Here is a 14,635-nt window from a genome sequence, read left to right on the forward strand (position 1 = left end):
GACCGTGACCATAACGCAGCTATCAATATAAAAAATAGAGCGGAGGGGCATCCCGTTCTTAAAGCTCAACGCCTCCTACGCAATAGCCGGATTGGTTGAGAAGCCTACACTATACCTGTACTCAGGTTAGTGTAGGAGTATATCACAATAGCCTTTCTGGAGAAATTAAGACTAAATGGAAATCTCTTGCTTACAGCTTAAGCGATCGCACTCAGCTTAGGGTATTATTTGGCGATATCTCAGCTATAAACCAACCAAATCAGCATCAACGCCCCTATTATCAGATCCTGTGAGATAGCCTACGTCAATAGCTCCAGAATGGCTGGGGTTGGGCAACTCTTGAGGTGTGGCTTCGTTCTCAGCTTGAGTTTTCTGGTGACTGGGTAAACCACTTTGTAGTTCGAGAGCGATCGCGATCCACTCGGATAGAGAAACACCAACACTGTCAGCTTGTCGCTTCAAGGCTGCATATACTTCATCACTCAGTTCTAGCTTGACAACTTGGCTCACGGCTATGTCCCTCAACGATTGCTATGTAACCCTAGAGTAACATTTCCTAAAACTTCAAGGCTTTGATTGATACCCTGCTTTTGCTATCAGAAATTTTTCCTAAAAGGCTTTTAAATTTAGTGGTGGTTGCAAGGTGGCAATTTAGGTAACTTACCCTGTGGGGTTTCGGCGAGTCAACCCAACCTACAGCAGTGGTTCAGCCGTGCGCGATCACGCTATGGCAATTTGGGAGCGCACTTATAGTCGCTTCTGCCATTTTTCCAAGGCAATTTCCACAAAAAAATCCAAGCACTTATCATTGCTTTCACGAGGATTAGGCAGGTTTTTCTGCTCACAGTATTGTTGGATTGATTTATCCAACTTATTATGATCGATATCTTTATTTAATTCTTTGCTTAACAAAAACCTAATATACTGATTTATCTCCCATGTATTCTTTATCTTCTGTCTTTGCCCTGTCATGTATCTGAGTGTTCTGTAAATGTAGGAGTGACCCTCTTGCCAATTTACTCCATTGAAAAGAAATAAACCTTCAGGTAAAATAACTTTACCAAGTCGATCTTGGGGATTTAGGCTAATTAATGAAATAGGTAGCCATAAAGCAAAAACTGGAACATAATTAATTAAATTATTGCCTCGCTTGTCTTGCTGGCTTTTAAACTCAGCACAAGATTTTGCTTTTCCTTTACCAAAAATAAAATGTCCACTATTGACCTGAATTTCTTGAATTCGCTCATCAAAATTTAATAGTTTTTCCCTAATCCTTAAAAGAATATCGGTATTATAGTTTGAGCATCTCGATAAAGCCGTCTTTAGAGACCTTGGAACTGGGTAAATTTCTCTAGCTTTATGGGGATTCGCATCTAAACAATAAGGTATATCAAATTCATACTTATTATTAGTTTTTAGTTGTTGTATTTTGAATCTAGGTTGTGATTCCCAAAGGATTGAAAATTCAAATAAATTAAAGTCTAAACGGTGATATTTACAATCCACCCAATTATCTGCATGAAAATTTGGAGATATAACGACCAAACGAATTGGTAATTTGTAATTTACTTTATCGTGATAAGGCTTTTGTTTTAAAAGAGCGTCGTAATAACGAGTTAACTGCTGAATAACATATCTATCTTCACTGTTTTTAAGCTCTATAATTACGAGTTGATCCTTATTGACAATAGCTAAAATATCAGAGTAGTTTCCATTAACATGATGCTGTCTTTTCAAGGGTTTCCATCCAAGCATTTTTTCAAGATTATCCCAAACGAAATCTTCCAGAACTGCTTCGTTAGCAAATTCCCATCCGTTAGCAGTTTTATTGATCTGATACCGTTGGTTCATAGGATCAAACCTTTACTCAAGCTTGAAACTGCGACAACAACCAAGCGCTCACTTTACCATGATTCATTTGCCGACTACGCCGAAATGCTTCTTCCAATAGAGCAATCTCTAAACCAGGAAACACCTGAGATTGGTAAATTCGCCGACTTCCGCCATTTTGAATCTCAAAGGCGATAACCTGAACATTTTTTACATCAATAATCCAATACTCCCGAACTCCCAAGGATTCGTAGAGGAGACGTTTCTCTCCTTTGTCATCGGCTAGGGAAGAGTAAGCAACTTCAATGACTAAATCAGGGGGTGGGTAGGTATCGAGATTAATAATCGTCGCTTCCCAAGGGACTATTTCCGCGTTGTCACCGACATAAAACGAAACATCCGGTTGGGCTTCCTCACAGCCTGTCTTACGATACGTGCAATTATCATGACCATCAAAGTTAATGTCTCGAATACTGGCAAAGAGGGCAATCGCAGCAATAACAATGAAATGGTCGCGGGAATGGGGGTTACCAAGTGGAGACATCTCTAGCCTCATGCATCCGTTATAATAGTAGCCTTTCGCTTTTTCGTAGGCTGGATCACTGATTGCCTGAAGGTATTCGTCCCAAGTCGCATTGACCCAGGTATCGGTTGGTAGTTTGGCTTGCAGTTGACTCATGACAACCTTGCTATGGCTCGCGATCGCTAATATTGTAACTTAGCACGCAAAAGATGAGGATGGTGGGCAATGCCCACCCTACGATCAAGGGTTTCGGCGATCCCAAAATGCTTGTTGAGCGTGTCATTGAACTTAATACCAGAACCCCGACTTCTTGAAGAAATCGGGGTTCTCATCTAATTCACGTTAGTGTGACAATCCAGTATTACTTGCCTCCAGCCATTGCTTTTCGATAGTCTTTAAACGACTGATAGCACTCCTGTTGACTATACAGGTGACATTGATCGGTAATCTGTTTCATCAACGACCAAGAAAAACGGCATTCACGCAATTCATCTCCCCAATTTTCTTTGAGAATCCGATGCGCTAACCGCAAATTATAGGACGGAATCGCACTGGAAATGTGATGGGGAATGTGAACATTAATATCGTGGCAGAGAAACTCTATCCAACGGGGATAATCACAGTGAACCGAACCAAATAGTTGAGCCTCAGCTTCATTCCACTCTGGTTCTGGGGTAAAGGGAATATCGGGTGCTGTGTGGTGAACAATGGTAAAGGTACTCATCCAGAAATGGTAAACAACCCAGGGAAGTAGCCAGAATTTGATCACTCCCCACACACCTACTGTGGCAAAGAGTAAAGGAAATGCAACAGCAGCAAAACCGATAACCAACAACGCGGAAAACTTGACTTGAGAACGCTGTTTCCCCTGGAAATTCCCCCAGTTAAAATGCAGTAAAGCCCAGTGGAACATCGAACCAATCCACCACAATCGACCTCGGGTTAGTTGGTAAAACAACTTAACTACAATCGGGTGGCTGGCATAATACTCTATAGTAAAAGGCTGCCATGCATTATCTTCGCCAAGCTTATTCGTGTGGGTATGATGGTGGTTATGGAGAATACGCCAGCTATGAAAGGGATAAAGTAAAGGTAAAAATGCCAGGTGTCCCACCAAATTATTCACCCAACGGCGATTGGCAAAGGAACGATGACCACAATCATGACCGATCACAAAAAAGCCAGTCAATGCTGTACCAGTGAAAATCCATAATAGCGGTAAACAAAACCAGGGCGCGATCGCTAAACCCCCATAGCCTAACCCCACCATTACAATACTCACCAGAACCACTGTCCAGGCTTTGCGACGGTTTTTCACAAACACTTCACGCGGTAACGTTCGCAAAATGTCTCTTAACCGTAAGGTCGTTGTAACCCTTGTCAAGGAGTAAGCGGGACTTTGTTCTTTGATTGTCGATATAGTCATGAAAGAATTTAATACATGAGATGTTGATGAATTGCGAATAGTCAGGCAAAAAAAATCCTGCCCAGCCGTCTATTACTGGCAGATAGAAGGGTATCTCCTTGTGCTTATCCGTCAGAGTTGACAAAACTTAGCACCCCAAGAATGAGTTCTGGGGTGCAAAAACAGCATGAATCAAACCAAACACTACTGTTCCCCTTAATTATTGGCGTCGGATTGCGCCGCAGCCAACCGTTGTTTTTGGAGGATTTGGAGCTGCTGCAATAGTGAATCTACTTCTGCTTGCAAATGTAGATACTTGACTTGCTGATCAGCCTGGTAAATCGACTTCATTAATTTTATCAGGCGTTGGTCACTCGTGTTGCTTACCATCCCGCGATCGCTCTCGGTTGCAGCTTCCCGATTCGGGTTGGGTGGACAGACTACACTAGATGAACGATTTAGCATTCGTTAAATAGTTATTTTTACTTACTCACACCACAGGCTATTGTATCTTGAACATCAAGTTTTGTTGCATCATATAGGGCAATTTTATGACTGGCTGAGTCATTCATTATGAAAGCCAACAAGCTTGATAAGCTGGAACCCCCATCTGTCAAGTGTTTTCCTCTGGGTAGGCAAATAACGTTAGCCCGCATGGGAAGTCGGCTCTGACCACGGTGACACAGCCTTTCAGTATAAACCAGGAATCAGTTTTTTGACTCGCTGTTGATAGTCGGTGTATTCCGGATACTTCTGAGTTAACCAGGTTTCTTCCCGTCTAGCTTTGATATCCAAGAAAATCAAGAGGATCACCGTCGCTATGAGGTGGGAAAGACTTAGCTGAAAGATTGCCCAACCCAAACCAGCAAACACTAAACTGCTGTAGAGGGGATGGCGCACCAGACTGTAAACACCCGATCGCACCAGTTGTCCGTCATCTTTGGGATAGGGTAGAGGAATGAGATTCTCTCCTAAATCCTGTAGTCCTTTGAGAATAAAGACTAATGCCGTTACCTCTAATCCGATGAGGAAACCCCAGCGCAGATAAAACAGAAGCGGAGTGTTAATCACCCAACTACTGGGGCGGTAAACGGGTAGCAACAGGAAACCAATAATTAGGATAGCCTGTAGCAACACCAGGTACTCGCCACGTTTACCCTGCCGCCATTCCCGCGTAAATCCCCAATCTCGTAAACGTTGCATCATTGGTGATAACTCCTAGTTAAACTCCGTGTTGATTGTCTTGACGCTGGGCGATGACGGCGTAGAAGGGATCACCCCCGCCAACCCCTAGCATCTGGAACAAACTGGGAACTGGCGAAGAAGGGGCCATCACTTCGGGAGTAGCAAATCCGGGTACAGATTGAAAATAACCCTTGACAAGTTGCACACGACTGGCTTCAGTTCCGTCTCGCCATGCCGCGATCGCTTTTTGGAAGAACATGCGGTTAGAAAAGCTGATAATGGCGATACCCCCAGGTTTGAGGATGCGGTAAATCTCCTGAAACACCGCATCAGGGTATTGGAGGTACTGAATCGAGACACAGTTGAGAACCGCATCAAACTCTTGATCGGGCAACGGTAACTGAGGATTTTTATTCAGATCCTGGACAAAATAATGGTTTAATTGGGGATTGCGTGCTAGTTCCTGTTCATTCATCCCATGTCCCTCAACATGGGCGAATTCCATGTCATCGGGCAAGTGGGAAACATGACTACTCATCATATCCAGGATGTGAGTATGGGGTTTCAGGCGTTCTCTATAGAGTTGAGTGAGTTGATCCAGAAACCCCGCATCAACATGGGTGACAAAGCGAGGGAAAGAGTAAAACAGGGTATCGTCGGTATCGTCTAGTTTCGTCCGTTGGTTGGATTGCAGCAGCATAGTCTTGATTCGGAAAATAAGATGCTATCTTTTAGTTTAAGAAAAATTACGGAATGTTAAGGATACGTTGATTGTTGATGGTTCATCGTTCATTGTTGATTGCTATAAACCATGAACCATGCACCATGCACCATGCACCCCTAAAAAACGGCTTGCAAACCAGCCGTCAACCGCCAATCCGTTTCAAGCTGCGGGCCATCCAGAGAACGATAAAGAGGTAATTCAAACTCAATCGCTAACCGACTTCCCTGAAGATTACCACTGGGAGCATAGAGATTAACACCAAAGCCTAAATTTAACTGAGTGCCACCTCGTCTATCTGGATCAGCAGTGGGAATCATCATCGGATTCAGACGAGAGTCAGATCCATCAAGATTTCCCCACGTCTGACCATTGAGACGAATTGAGGTACTCAGCCAATCTGTCCACTTATAAGCCGTCCAACCCGTGAGCATCAGTTGATTACCGAGTCGATAATCATTACTATTTTCACCCAAGCGCAGCGTCGCGATCGCTTGGCTGCCCCAAGACCAATTGTTACTCTGACCTAAGTAAGTAATACCAGGTAGTAAGTCAAAAGTGCCAGAACCGATCTGCATGGGATAGGGTAAAATCTGGTCATCACCTGCTGGGGTATTGTCTCGCTCCTCAATTGAGCCTGTGGGGAAACTCATGCCGATATTCAAGTGCAAGCGCTGTTGGCTTTGATCTAGGACTTTGTAAAGTGCTGTGAGTTTGATATCACCGAAGCCTTCTGAATTGGTAGTAAAGCGCACGCCGCGACGAGTAACATGATCCATTTCTTTGAAAACATAAGGTATCATCGCCATCAACGTCAGGTCATCGCTGGGTGCATACATCACCCCTAGTGCGTGCATTTGCATGGTCATGCGTACCGGAGTCACTGGAAACTGTTGCAAAACCTCGGCATCGCTGAGGTTATCTGTACCCTCCCGATTACCGTCCATATCCATAAACCGATAGCGGTAGGAGAACATCCATTCTCCGGCACTGTGGGTATGATCACCCATTACGCCAATAGGAGCATGTCCATCGGGTCGTCCTGAAGTCCATCGAAAGGGTTCTATTTGATTATTGCTATCAGCAAGTTGGATGTTTTGATCGTCTAAATTAAAGATTGGCAGCGGAGTTAGAACTTCAGGAGTGGATTGTCCGGTTGATATCTCATCGAAGGAAATGGGATGGCTCAAAGCCGTTGAAGTTTTTTCCAGCAAGTCTAGAACACCAAGAGGGTTAACCTGAGCCTCTCGCTCATGTTGGGGAGTCAATGAACGTTTGTCCCATCGATCATAATTTGCCTGTTGTCGATCTATAATCGGATCAATTTCCCTAGAGAAATCTACATTCGCTGGTTTGGTTTCCGATTGAATTTCCCACGTTTGTGAGATTGTATCGGGAATGGGTAAGAAGGGTTTTTGGTTTATCCTTGGCAAGGGTTGTGCATTCACGCTTATCGGACACATCCAGATAATTCCCATTATGACCCAACTGAATCGACGGTGATCTCTTTTCACTGAATCAACCTCTCGTTAACGCAACGTATGTAAACAGTGTCTGTTATTTTGGTTGGGGTTACAGTTTAAGTCAAAAGACAGGTTGTCAAACTTGATGGTGAAGGGTAAAAGACGTGATTGCTGAGGGAGCATAGACCCTAAAAGCCGATAATGTTTAACTAGGTTACGTTATGTGAATTTACTTTAAACCCTCGCCCAGCACATAATGATAAATGATGAGCCTCACCGTTTACATTTATTGTGCAGAGCCACTTAATGTAAGTTTGACAGACATTAAGAACGGTAACGTATACTTGATCAACCTTTGGACATAATGATTTTGCTATGACTGGTCTCTGTCAAAAATTACAATTGCTGCTTCTAGTGCGGTACTGAGTTTACTGACAATAGCGGCTGTTTCTGCCCAGGCTATTACCTTTGAACTCGACTGGACTGGACAAGAGGGATATTCGGCTCAAGGGTCTTTCAGTTACGATGAAACGTAAGAGTATAACTCGGCATTAACCATCTTTGGTTTAGCCGCATTGCTGATGAAGAAAGTGCCAACGCTGACGCAGATGGGGATTGCTGTGGCATTATTTGACACACCCCTAGCAGGTGAACGCAGTTTCACGCGGACGTTTTCCGGGGTGGCGCATGTTGAAATTAAACCGCTTCTGGATCGGGGTATTTCCTTTGATACTCAACTGATGCTGCGGATGTTTAGTGTCAAGACTCTCATCGTCGGATTCGCTTTTTAGTCGGGAAGCGCGATCGCATGGTGAATGTCGCCGATGCTAAGGCTTGTGCCAAACGGTTTCCGAATAGTGATTGTTATGTTGTTCCGGGTATGGGTCATGGGACAAACGATTTCGGTTCTACATTTACCGATCATGTTCGCTATTTTCTCGTGACTCAGTTAGCAGATTGGCGAGGTTAATTGGTAATATTATGTTCTGTGGAATACCCTTTTATCTTAAGCCCTCCTGAAAAGGAAATCGCGGGTCAACCAACAAATTTCGCTTGACAAAATGAAGAAAAACTAGGGGTGTGGAAACCCGCGCAGGCGGGTTTCGTTTGTGTAGCTGCGGTTTTAACCGCCCAGTTATAGCAGTAGACACATCGATTAGGACTTTCGGCACCATTGTAGAGACGCGCCATGGCGCGTCTCTACATAAATGATGTGTCCTAACCGCTATGGCGGTTGCTATAACTTACAGTAGACTCAATCTCAGTCAATTGCCGCTGAAGTGCCCCTGTAGTTAACAAAGACTCCGCCTTACTTAATCCATCTTCTAACGCAGGGCAAACCCCACAACGCCAAAGATAAAACCCACCATTCCAAATCACGGATTTTTGCAATTCTGAAGATTTTCCGGCTAAAACATCCTTAATTTGTGCCAATAATTGTTCCTTGGACTCTAAAGGAACTTCCTTCCCTTCAAAACCATAATCCCTAGGGTGAAGTTTCAGGCGTTGATAGGGTTCGCTATCTCCAGGTTTATGTGTCGAAATAATCGCCGTCCGTTCACGGGGCAAATCACAACTTCCCTCTAACCCCTTGACTAATGTGTAATTGTTGACGCCTCGTAACGCTAATGTTCCCTGCATAAATTCTTCCGTTGGGGGATGGACAAACCCAGCCACTAAATGCACGTTTCCAGCATAGGGAAGCCAAATTAATTCAATCGTGGCAAAGGGGGGACGCTTGCCAATCTGATCTCGATAATTCACTAAACTTTGAGTCGCCGGAAAATGGTTAGGGGTGTAGATAAACCCAAAGCGAGTTGTTTCTAAACTCTGATGCACTTGGGTAAGACTCAATCGGGTAAAATCGATGCCCAATCCTTGCCAAATTTCTACTAGGGGAATGCCATATTTTGTTGCCATACAGTCGCCGCCATGTTGGATTACCGGAACCCCTGAAGCCGCAAGCATCAGCGCCGTTAATAGAGTCACTGGGGCGGTTCGCGATCGCCCGTCGTAGGGTGTTCCCATTACCGTGACTATCGGATCACCCGATAAGCGGGGTACTGTGCAACCTAATTGATCATACGCATCCAACATTCCCGCAAGTTCCTCACTCGTGGGGCGCTTAATCCGATGGGCGATTAAAAACGCCCCAATTTGAGCCGGAGTCGCGTCTTCATTCAAGATCATTTCTGTGGCGTTGGCGGCTTCTTCACGAGTTAAATCTTTGTGAGTATGGCTACCGCTACCCACTTTCTTTAACAGTTCTCTGAAAATAATACTCATAATGGGGGATGAAAAATAGGACGATTGGACTATGGCGATAACGGTTTAGGACGATAGCAGATTGACAGAGAACCGTTCGTGATTCCTGAACAAAGATGCAACGACTTCGGCATTGAGTGAACGCTGTGAGGATTAGTTAACAAATCTACAATTAATTTTTATGTATTATTTGATACAGATTTTAATTTTAGTATATTCTGATACAAGAAGAGAATCGAGAATCAGACGGCACAGATATGCAAAATCCACAACCGCAACCCCCTCCAGCCAACCTCTCGGCTAGTGCAATTTTTCGCTATCTGCAACCGGGAATGTGGCTGAGACTAGAGGAACTCCCCAATCCATTTGCCCACTATGAGGCGTTGATACTCTCCCAAGTCTCGGATCATGAATGGCTGACTTGGATTCCGGAACATGGAGAATATCTGTTAGTGCTGTAGCCACTTTCAGCGAAAGGATCGCCTCCTCTAGCTAAGTTGTTCAGCCAATATCACCTCCATACAATGCTAAAACGTATAGAAAATTTGGAGTTTTGGTAATGATCAAGACTAAGCTTTCCCCCTGCGAGAGTTTACTCTATCACTGGATTCGGTTTCATACTAGAACCAATCATAAAGTAAATTTTAACTGGCATGACTTTCAGGCTTGGACAGCAGAATTCCTCGAACATTCAGTTAGCTTGAGCGAAGTTTACGCCGCGCTTACAGAGCTACATAAGCTGAAATTAATTACTGTCCAAGGCACCGAAGTTGCCCTAAATACGCCCCCAAGTCGTACACCGTTAGAACTTTCACCATTACCCCATAAATTATTAACCACCAGCCGAAAACCTAAGCTTTTTTCCTGGGCTTCCCTGATGACGTTAATCTTTTTAGTCTTGTGGTTAGGCTCAGGCGTTATGTATTTTAAGTTGTATTCAGGAGACTCAAATCATTATACCAATCCTTATCAATTTTTGGGCGAAAAAATAAAATAATTGGCTTGCCTAATCGAGCCGACAGGGGACAGGCGATAGCAAGGATGAACAATGAAGGGTGACAGAGGTTTGTCCCAATCTAGGGGCGGGCTTCACTATTATCTTTTTTGGCTTCACCCGAATTTCACTAAACCCGCCCCAACCCAATGTGAGAACTATAGGACAAACCAATGACGAATGACTAAGGACTAATGACAAATGCCTTAAGCATCAATCACCACTTGTCCTTCAGGCACAGCACAACAGGTCAAAACCATGCCCTCCTCTAAATCGGCTAAGGCACTATACTCTTCGTCATACTTTACTTGACCTTTTAATAACGTCTTAGCACAAGTTCCGCAAGTACCAGCACGACAACTACTGTCGATTTCAATGCCTTGGCTTTCAGCCGTATCCAGGATAAATTCCGGCGAATTAGCGTCAACCTGTTTCCAAGACTCCGCGAAAAATAGCTTGGTTTGAGCTTGATCACCGTTGGTTTCTGTCTCAGATGAAGGTTGAGTATCCTCCGGAACATTCTCCTGAGTTTCCGGCTCTGGTTCTATAACCACTCCATCCTTAACTTTAGCATCAAAGTTTTCAATTAATAGATTCCGGAGAATCGGTTTTAAGTCATCGCAAGCAATTCCTTTTTCCAATACGTCTCCGAGTTGAGCATCTTTGCCGACTTTTCCCCCAGTATAAAGATTCACCCCTTCGACAGGCTTGCCATCTTTACGAACTTTCGTACCCATTAAGCCAATATCAGCAACTTGAGGTTGTCCACAGGAGTTGGGACATCCGGTCCAGTGTATCCGCACTCGTTCGGGAATATCTAATTCTTGATCCAGTTCTTGCGCCAGTTTTAATGCCCGTTGCTTAGTTTCAATGATGGCAAAATTGCAATAGCGATTCCCAGTACAAGACACCAAGGAACGGGTAAGCGTAGAGGGATGAATCGGAAACTTCTGGAGTAACGGTTCACTCAGAAATGCTTCGATTTTGTCATTGGCAATGTAGGGAATAATTAAATTTTGTTCAACGGTTAAACGAATTTCACCATTGCCATAAACATCAGCTAATCGGGCTAACTCAAACATGGTGTCGGCTGACAAGCGCCCCACGGGAACCAGTAAGCCAACATAACTGTATCCTGGTTGCTTTTGGGAATAAACCCCAATGTAATCTTTTTTCTCTTGGGTAATCTCATCCTCAGGCGCAGCCGGGAGGAGTTCTTTCCCATAAGTTTTTTCGACTTCCGCCCGGAATTTGTCTACGCCCCATTTATCAATCAACCACATCATCCGGGCTTTTTGGCGGCTTTTTCTTAATCCCTCTTTTAATCCGTTCTGAGTATAAACGGTGAGAATCGCACCACTCAAGTTAATCACATCTGCTTCATTTGCTGGAACCCATGCATTTAAAGGAATCGCTTCCACACAACGCTGGGCTGATAAATAACCGCCGACTAAAACATTAAAGCCCAATTCTCCATCCCGATAAGCAGGGACAAAGGCAATATCATTAATTTCGGCGTGAATGGAGTTATCTCGTCCTCCTTCGATGGCAATATTGAATTTACGCGGAAGATTTGTAAATGCATAATTGCCTTCCCCGTTATTGGTAATCATGTCCTGCAATTTTTGCAGCATGTCACGGGTGTCAATGATTTCGTCTGCATCAATTCCAGCGACGGGTGATCCGGTTAAATTCCGCACATTATCCATTCCCGACTGTATACTGGTCAGATTAACGGATTGCAGTTGATGGAAAATGTCTGGAATATCTTCTAAACGGACGCCTCGCAGTTGAATATTTTGGCGAGTGGTAATATCGGCGCTACCATCATCACCATAACGCTGCACAATATTGGCGAGAACCCGCATTTTCTCACTGTCAAGAGAACCATTGGGTATGCGTAAGCGCAACATGAATTTGCCGGGAGTCACTGGACGGAAAAAGACACCTAACCACTTGAGGCGGAGTTCTAAGTCGGTTTTATCAACATTTTCCCAGCCAAGTTGGATTAAGCTTTCCAGTTCCTGTTTAATGTCTAGCCCATCTTTCTCGGCTTTGGCTTTTTCCACTTTGTTTATTTTTTTGGATACGTCTTTTGTTGTAGTCATAGCGCTATTTTGATGGATTTTTACGGTTTTCGGTTCTACTAAAATTTACCCTCTTAATTTCAGTAAGGTAAGCAAGGTTAAAGTCGTAAATTGTATATTTGGATACGCTTTTAAGTTGAATTTGAACAAACTGCATCATATAAATGCAATTTGTGAATTAAATGTTTATAAATCATCGATTCTATGAAACGATAGGAAGAGTGAGGCTGAAGTGGCACACCATTCAGTCTGGGTAAGGATGCAATTGATTAAACAATGGACAAACTTCTTAAACAAGCCACAGTTGCCACAGAGCAGAGGGATTGGTTGTCAGTCACTCAATGTTTGCAGCAATTACCGTTGGATGAGTGCAGCCGAAATCATGCCAATCCAGAAGCAAAGGAATTGCCTCTAGGATTGGCGATGGCGTTAACGGTTTTGGAACAGGGAGATTTTCAGGCGCGTTGGGATATTGCCAAGGTTTTGCCACAATGGGGCGAGAGAATTGTAACACCGTTGATCGAGATTCTGGAAGATGAGGAGGCGGATTTAGAGCAACGGTGGTTTGCGGGGCGGATTTTGGGGGGATTTAATACGCCTGAGGTGATTCGGACATTGGTGAAATTACTGGATCATAGTGAAGACGAAGAGTTAAGTGCGATCGCATCGAGTGCATTAGCCGCGATCGGACATGCTGCGGTTGAGGCGTTGACTGATTTGCTAGTGCAACCGGAATCTCGTCTTTTCGCCACTCGCGCCTTAGCTCAAATGCATTGTGCAGAGGTGATTAATCCCTTATTAAGCGTCGTCCATGATCCAGATGTACAGGTGCGCGTCACCGCCATTGCTGCCCTGAGTCGTTTCCATGACGATCGCATTGTACCCGTTTTCTTGGTGGCATTAAAAGATTATGCCGCGTCTGTGCGTAAAGAAGCGGTGATCGGGTTAGGCTTAAGCGCTTCCTCAGAGACAGATCTCGATACATTAATCTATCTGCAACCCCTGCTGTATGATCTGAACTTAGACGTCTGTCAGCAAGCCGCGATCGCGATCGGTAGAATCGGTACTGATCAAGCAGCCGAGGCGTTATCCCACGTTGTGCGATCGCCTCTAACTCCTGTTCCCCTACAACTTACTGTCATTCAGGTATTGGCGCGGATCGAAACGGCGACAACATTGGAGTATTTACACCAAGCCTTATCCACCATAGCCGAAGACTCTATATTAGAAATCGTGCGCGTTTTTGGGCGGATTGAAACCCCGAATCTGAAATACCAAGCCGCTAAAATTTTGCTGGATTTCTTTAAGTCGGGACATCCCAGTGTTGAAACAACCGCCATTAAACAGGCGTTGGCTTACAGTTGGGGACAATTAGGAATCCGCGACGCCATGGAAACTTTAGGACAACTCCAGAATGATCCTCAAATGAGTGTAAGATTACACGCTAATGCGGCAATTCAACAACTCCAGTAAGCGAACAGGGAACAGTAAAATTATCTTGTCCAGTGAGAACTAAAACCTCCGTGAAATCAGTGTGACTAACATCTCACATACCCACCCCCAACACTCAAATAAATCCGAGAAATCAGTGTTACCGTAATCCCTGTTCAACTAGCAGCGTATTCAGCCAAGCCGCTACCTCAGAAGAAACAGCAGGAGTGAGCGACTGATGATAATCAATGCGGAAGTGATACCCTGCACGCTGATAAACGCCATCGAGAATGAGTTTTAAATCCAGAATCGGACTATTCTCTTCTCCCTGTAACGGTAACTCGACTTTAGGAATCGCATCGGTTAAATTAAAGGCATAAAGCTGGGCATGAGGTCTACTTATTCCGTTACCAGCCCGGATTCAGCATACGAATGTGAAAGCTGAATACAAAGATGGTATCTTAAATCTGACGTTGCCTAAGACGGAACAAGAAAAGAACAAAGTGGTTAAAGTTCAGCTTGAACCAACCGCTTAAGGGATCTTTCACCATTCTAAATTAGCCCTATGCCCGGAGTTCAAACTCCGGGCTAAAAGCTTAAGTCAGCTAAAGCTGACTGGATTGAGTGAGGTACTCCAGATCCCCCTCCCGTCCCCCTTCAAAAGGGGGAAGCCAGAGGATGCTTCGCTTTTATTGCACGGGGATTTAGGGGGATCGACAATGTACCGCATA

Annotated in this window: 16 protein-coding genes and 2 pseudogenes; 7 read left to right on the plus strand and 11 right to left on the minus strand. The window is 44.3% G+C overall.

Translation table 11 applies throughout. From position 1 onward, the window contains the following. A pseudogene (locus tag RH949_RS25105) lies at positions 1-99 on the plus strand (RNA-guided endonuclease InsQ/TnpB family protein); the annotation flags it as partial. Between the two features lie 144 nt (positions 100-243). Here RH949_RS25105 and RH949_RS25110 read toward each other — a convergent pair. The 8 genes from RH949_RS25110 to RH949_RS25145 form a co-directional block, all read right to left on the minus strand. After that, complete coding sequence (locus RH949_RS25110; RefSeq protein ID WP_044210926.1) at positions 244-510, minus strand: hypothetical protein; 267 nt, start codon at positions 508-510, stop codon at positions 244-246. A gap of 237 nt (positions 511-747) precedes the next feature. Further along, positions 748-1,851: an endonuclease NucS domain-containing protein gene (locus RH949_RS25115; protein WP_446356979.1), complete on the minus strand. Its 1,104-nt coding sequence runs from the start codon at positions 1,849-1,851 to the stop codon at positions 748-750. Positions 1,852-1,867: 16 nt separating this feature from the next. Next, positions 1,868-2,509, minus strand: coding sequence for a Uma2 family endonuclease (locus RH949_RS25120; RefSeq protein ID WP_006105885.1), 642 nt, complete (start codon positions 2,507-2,509; stop codon positions 1,868-1,870). A 205-nt stretch (positions 2,510-2,714) separates the two neighbouring features. Next, on the minus strand, positions 2,715-3,779 hold the full coding sequence (locus tag RH949_RS25125) for a fatty acid desaturase (RefSeq protein WP_446356982.1): 1,065 nt from the start codon (positions 3,777-3,779) through the stop codon (positions 2,715-2,717). A gap of 195 nt (positions 3,780-3,974) precedes the next feature. Further along, positions 3,975-4,223 (minus strand): hypothetical protein, encoded by a 249-nt coding sequence (locus RH949_RS25130; RefSeq protein WP_044210929.1) that lies wholly within the window; start codon positions 4,221-4,223, stop codon positions 3,975-3,977. Between the two features lie 225 nt (positions 4,224-4,448). Next, a complete protein-coding gene (locus RH949_RS25135) occupies positions 4,449-4,961 on the minus strand; it encodes a methyltransferase family protein (protein WP_446357014.1) in 513 nt (170 codons plus the stop codon). Positions 4,962-4,980: 19 nt separating this feature from the next. After that, complete coding sequence (locus RH949_RS25140) at positions 4,981-5,643, minus strand: class I SAM-dependent methyltransferase (RefSeq protein WP_446356984.1); 663 nt, start codon at positions 5,641-5,643, stop codon at positions 4,981-4,983. A 140-nt stretch (positions 5,644-5,783) separates the two neighbouring features. Then, entirely contained in the window at positions 5,784-7,127 is a 1,344-nt protein-coding gene (locus RH949_RS25145; RefSeq protein WP_083799236.1) for a transporter, read from the minus strand. Positions 7,128-7,708: 581 nt separating this feature from the next. On the opposite strand from RH949_RS25145, the gene RH949_RS25150 reads away from it, so the two are divergent. Both RH949_RS25150 and RH949_RS25155 read left to right on the plus strand, forming a co-directional pair. After that, a complete protein-coding gene (locus tag RH949_RS25150) occupies positions 7,709-7,918 on the plus strand; it encodes a hypothetical protein (RefSeq protein ID WP_006105907.1) in 210 nt (69 codons plus the stop codon). A 17-nt stretch (positions 7,919-7,935) separates the two neighbouring features. Then, the gene (locus RH949_RS25155) at positions 7,936-8,097 is read left to right on the plus strand and encodes a hypothetical protein (RefSeq protein WP_006105927.1); all 162 of its coding nucleotides are present in this window, start codon (positions 7,936-7,938) and stop codon (positions 8,095-8,097) included. Positions 8,098-8,345: 248 nt separating this feature from the next. Here the strand turns inward: RH949_RS25155 and RH949_RS25160 are convergent, their stop codons facing one another. Continuing rightward, positions 8,346-9,413 (minus strand): anthranilate phosphoribosyltransferase family protein, encoded by a 1,068-nt coding sequence (locus RH949_RS25160; protein WP_446356988.1) that lies wholly within the window; start codon positions 9,411-9,413, stop codon positions 8,346-8,348. 236 nt (positions 9,414-9,649) lie between these two features. On the opposite strand from RH949_RS25160, the gene RH949_RS25165 reads away from it, so the two are divergent. Together RH949_RS25165 and RH949_RS25170 are read left to right on the plus strand one after the other, a co-directional pair. Continuing rightward, the gene (locus RH949_RS25165; protein WP_006105971.1) at positions 9,650-9,853 is read left to right on the plus strand and encodes a hypothetical protein; all 204 of its coding nucleotides are present in this window, start codon (positions 9,650-9,652) and stop codon (positions 9,851-9,853) included. A 98-nt stretch (positions 9,854-9,951) separates the two neighbouring features. Continuing rightward, positions 9,952-10,389 carry a hypothetical protein gene (locus tag RH949_RS25170; protein ID WP_006105938.1) on the plus strand — a complete coding sequence of 146 codons (438 nt, stop codon included), beginning with the start codon at positions 9,952-9,954 and terminating at the stop codon, positions 10,387-10,389. A gap of 203 nt (positions 10,390-10,592) precedes the next feature. Here RH949_RS25170 and RH949_RS25175 read toward each other — a convergent pair whose 3' ends face one another. Continuing rightward, the gene (locus RH949_RS25175; RefSeq protein WP_446356990.1) at positions 10,593-12,494 is read right to left on the minus strand and encodes a ferredoxin--nitrite reductase; all 1,902 of its coding nucleotides are present in this window, start codon (positions 12,492-12,494) and stop codon (positions 10,593-10,595) included. Between the two features lie 255 nt (positions 12,495-12,749). Here RH949_RS25175 and RH949_RS25180 point away from each other — a divergent pair, with 255 nt between their 5' ends. After that, positions 12,750-13,946: a HEAT repeat domain-containing protein gene (locus tag RH949_RS25180; RefSeq protein WP_446356992.1), complete on the plus strand. Its 1,197-nt coding sequence runs from the start codon at positions 12,750-12,752 to the stop codon at positions 13,944-13,946. A 118-nt stretch (positions 13,947-14,064) separates the two neighbouring features. On the opposite strand, the gene RH949_RS25185 is transcribed toward RH949_RS25180, so the two are convergent. Beyond that, a complete protein-coding gene (locus RH949_RS25185; RefSeq protein ID WP_446357016.1) occupies positions 14,065-14,325 on the minus strand; it encodes a DUF4058 family protein in 261 nt (86 codons plus the stop codon). On the opposite strand from RH949_RS25185, the pseudogene RH949_RS25190 reads away from it, so the two are divergent. After that, positions 14,303-14,440, plus strand: a pseudogene (locus tag RH949_RS25190) (Hsp20/alpha crystallin family protein); the annotation flags it as partial. The gene RH949_RS25185 and the pseudogene RH949_RS25190 sit on opposite strands and share 23 nt — an antisense overlap. Positions 14,441-14,635: the final 195 nt, after the last annotated feature.

This window comes from Coleofasciculus sp. A1-SPW-01 (assembly GCF_040217205.1).
In the GTDB taxonomy this organism is placed as follows: Bacteria; Cyanobacteriota; Cyanobacteriia; order Cyanobacteriales; family Coleofasciculaceae; genus Coleofasciculus; species Coleofasciculus chthonoplastes_A.

What these genes read in the sequence shown, in the direction of transcription:
- RH949_RS25115 (WP_446356979.1), bottom strand. Translation starts at nt 1,851, where the DNA reads ATGAACCAACGGTATCAGATCAATAAAACTGCTAACGGATGGGAATTT.
- RH949_RS25160 (WP_446356988.1), bottom strand. Translation starts at nt 9,413, where the DNA reads ATGAGTATTATTTTCAGAGAACTGTTAAAGAAAGTGGGTAGCGGTAGC.
- RH949_RS25135 (WP_446357014.1), bottom strand. Translation starts at nt 4,961, where the DNA reads ATGCAACGTTTACGAGATTGGGGATTTACGCGGGAATGGCGGCAGGGT.
- RH949_RS25120 (WP_006105885.1), bottom strand. Translation starts at nt 2,509, where the DNA reads ATGAGTCAACTGCAAGCCAAACTACCAACCGATACCTGGGTCAATGCG.
- RH949_RS25170 (WP_006105938.1), top strand. Translation starts at nt 9,952, where the DNA reads ATGATCAAGACTAAGCTTTCCCCCTGCGAGAGTTTACTCTATCACTGG.
- RH949_RS25175 (WP_446356990.1), bottom strand. Translation starts at nt 12,494, where the DNA reads ATGACTACAACAAAAGACGTATCCAAAAAAATAAACAAAGTGGAAAAA.
- RH949_RS25155 (WP_006105927.1), top strand. Translation starts at nt 7,936, where the DNA reads ATGGTGAATGTCGCCGATGCTAAGGCTTGTGCCAAACGGTTTCCGAAT.
- RH949_RS25125 (WP_446356982.1), bottom strand. Translation starts at nt 3,779, where the DNA reads ATGACTATATCGACAATCAAAGAACAAAGTCCCGCTTACTCCTTGACA.
- RH949_RS25140 (WP_446356984.1), bottom strand. Translation starts at nt 5,643, where the DNA reads ATGCTGCTGCAATCCAACCAACGGACGAAACTAGACGATACCGACGAT.
- RH949_RS25165 (WP_006105971.1), top strand. Translation starts at nt 9,650, where the DNA reads ATGCAAAATCCACAACCGCAACCCCCTCCAGCCAACCTCTCGGCTAGT.
- RH949_RS25180 (WP_446356992.1), top strand. Translation starts at nt 12,750, where the DNA reads ATGGACAAACTTCTTAAACAAGCCACAGTTGCCACAGAGCAGAGGGAT.
- RH949_RS25130 (WP_044210929.1), bottom strand. Translation starts at nt 4,223, where the DNA reads ATGCTAAATCGTTCATCTAGTGTAGTCTGTCCACCCAACCCGAATCGG.
- RH949_RS25145 (WP_083799236.1), bottom strand. Translation starts at nt 7,127, where the DNA reads ATGTGTCCGATAAGCGTGAATGCACAACCCTTGCCAAGGATAAACCAA.
- RH949_RS25150 (WP_006105907.1), top strand. Translation starts at nt 7,709, where the DNA reads ATGAAGAAAGTGCCAACGCTGACGCAGATGGGGATTGCTGTGGCATTA.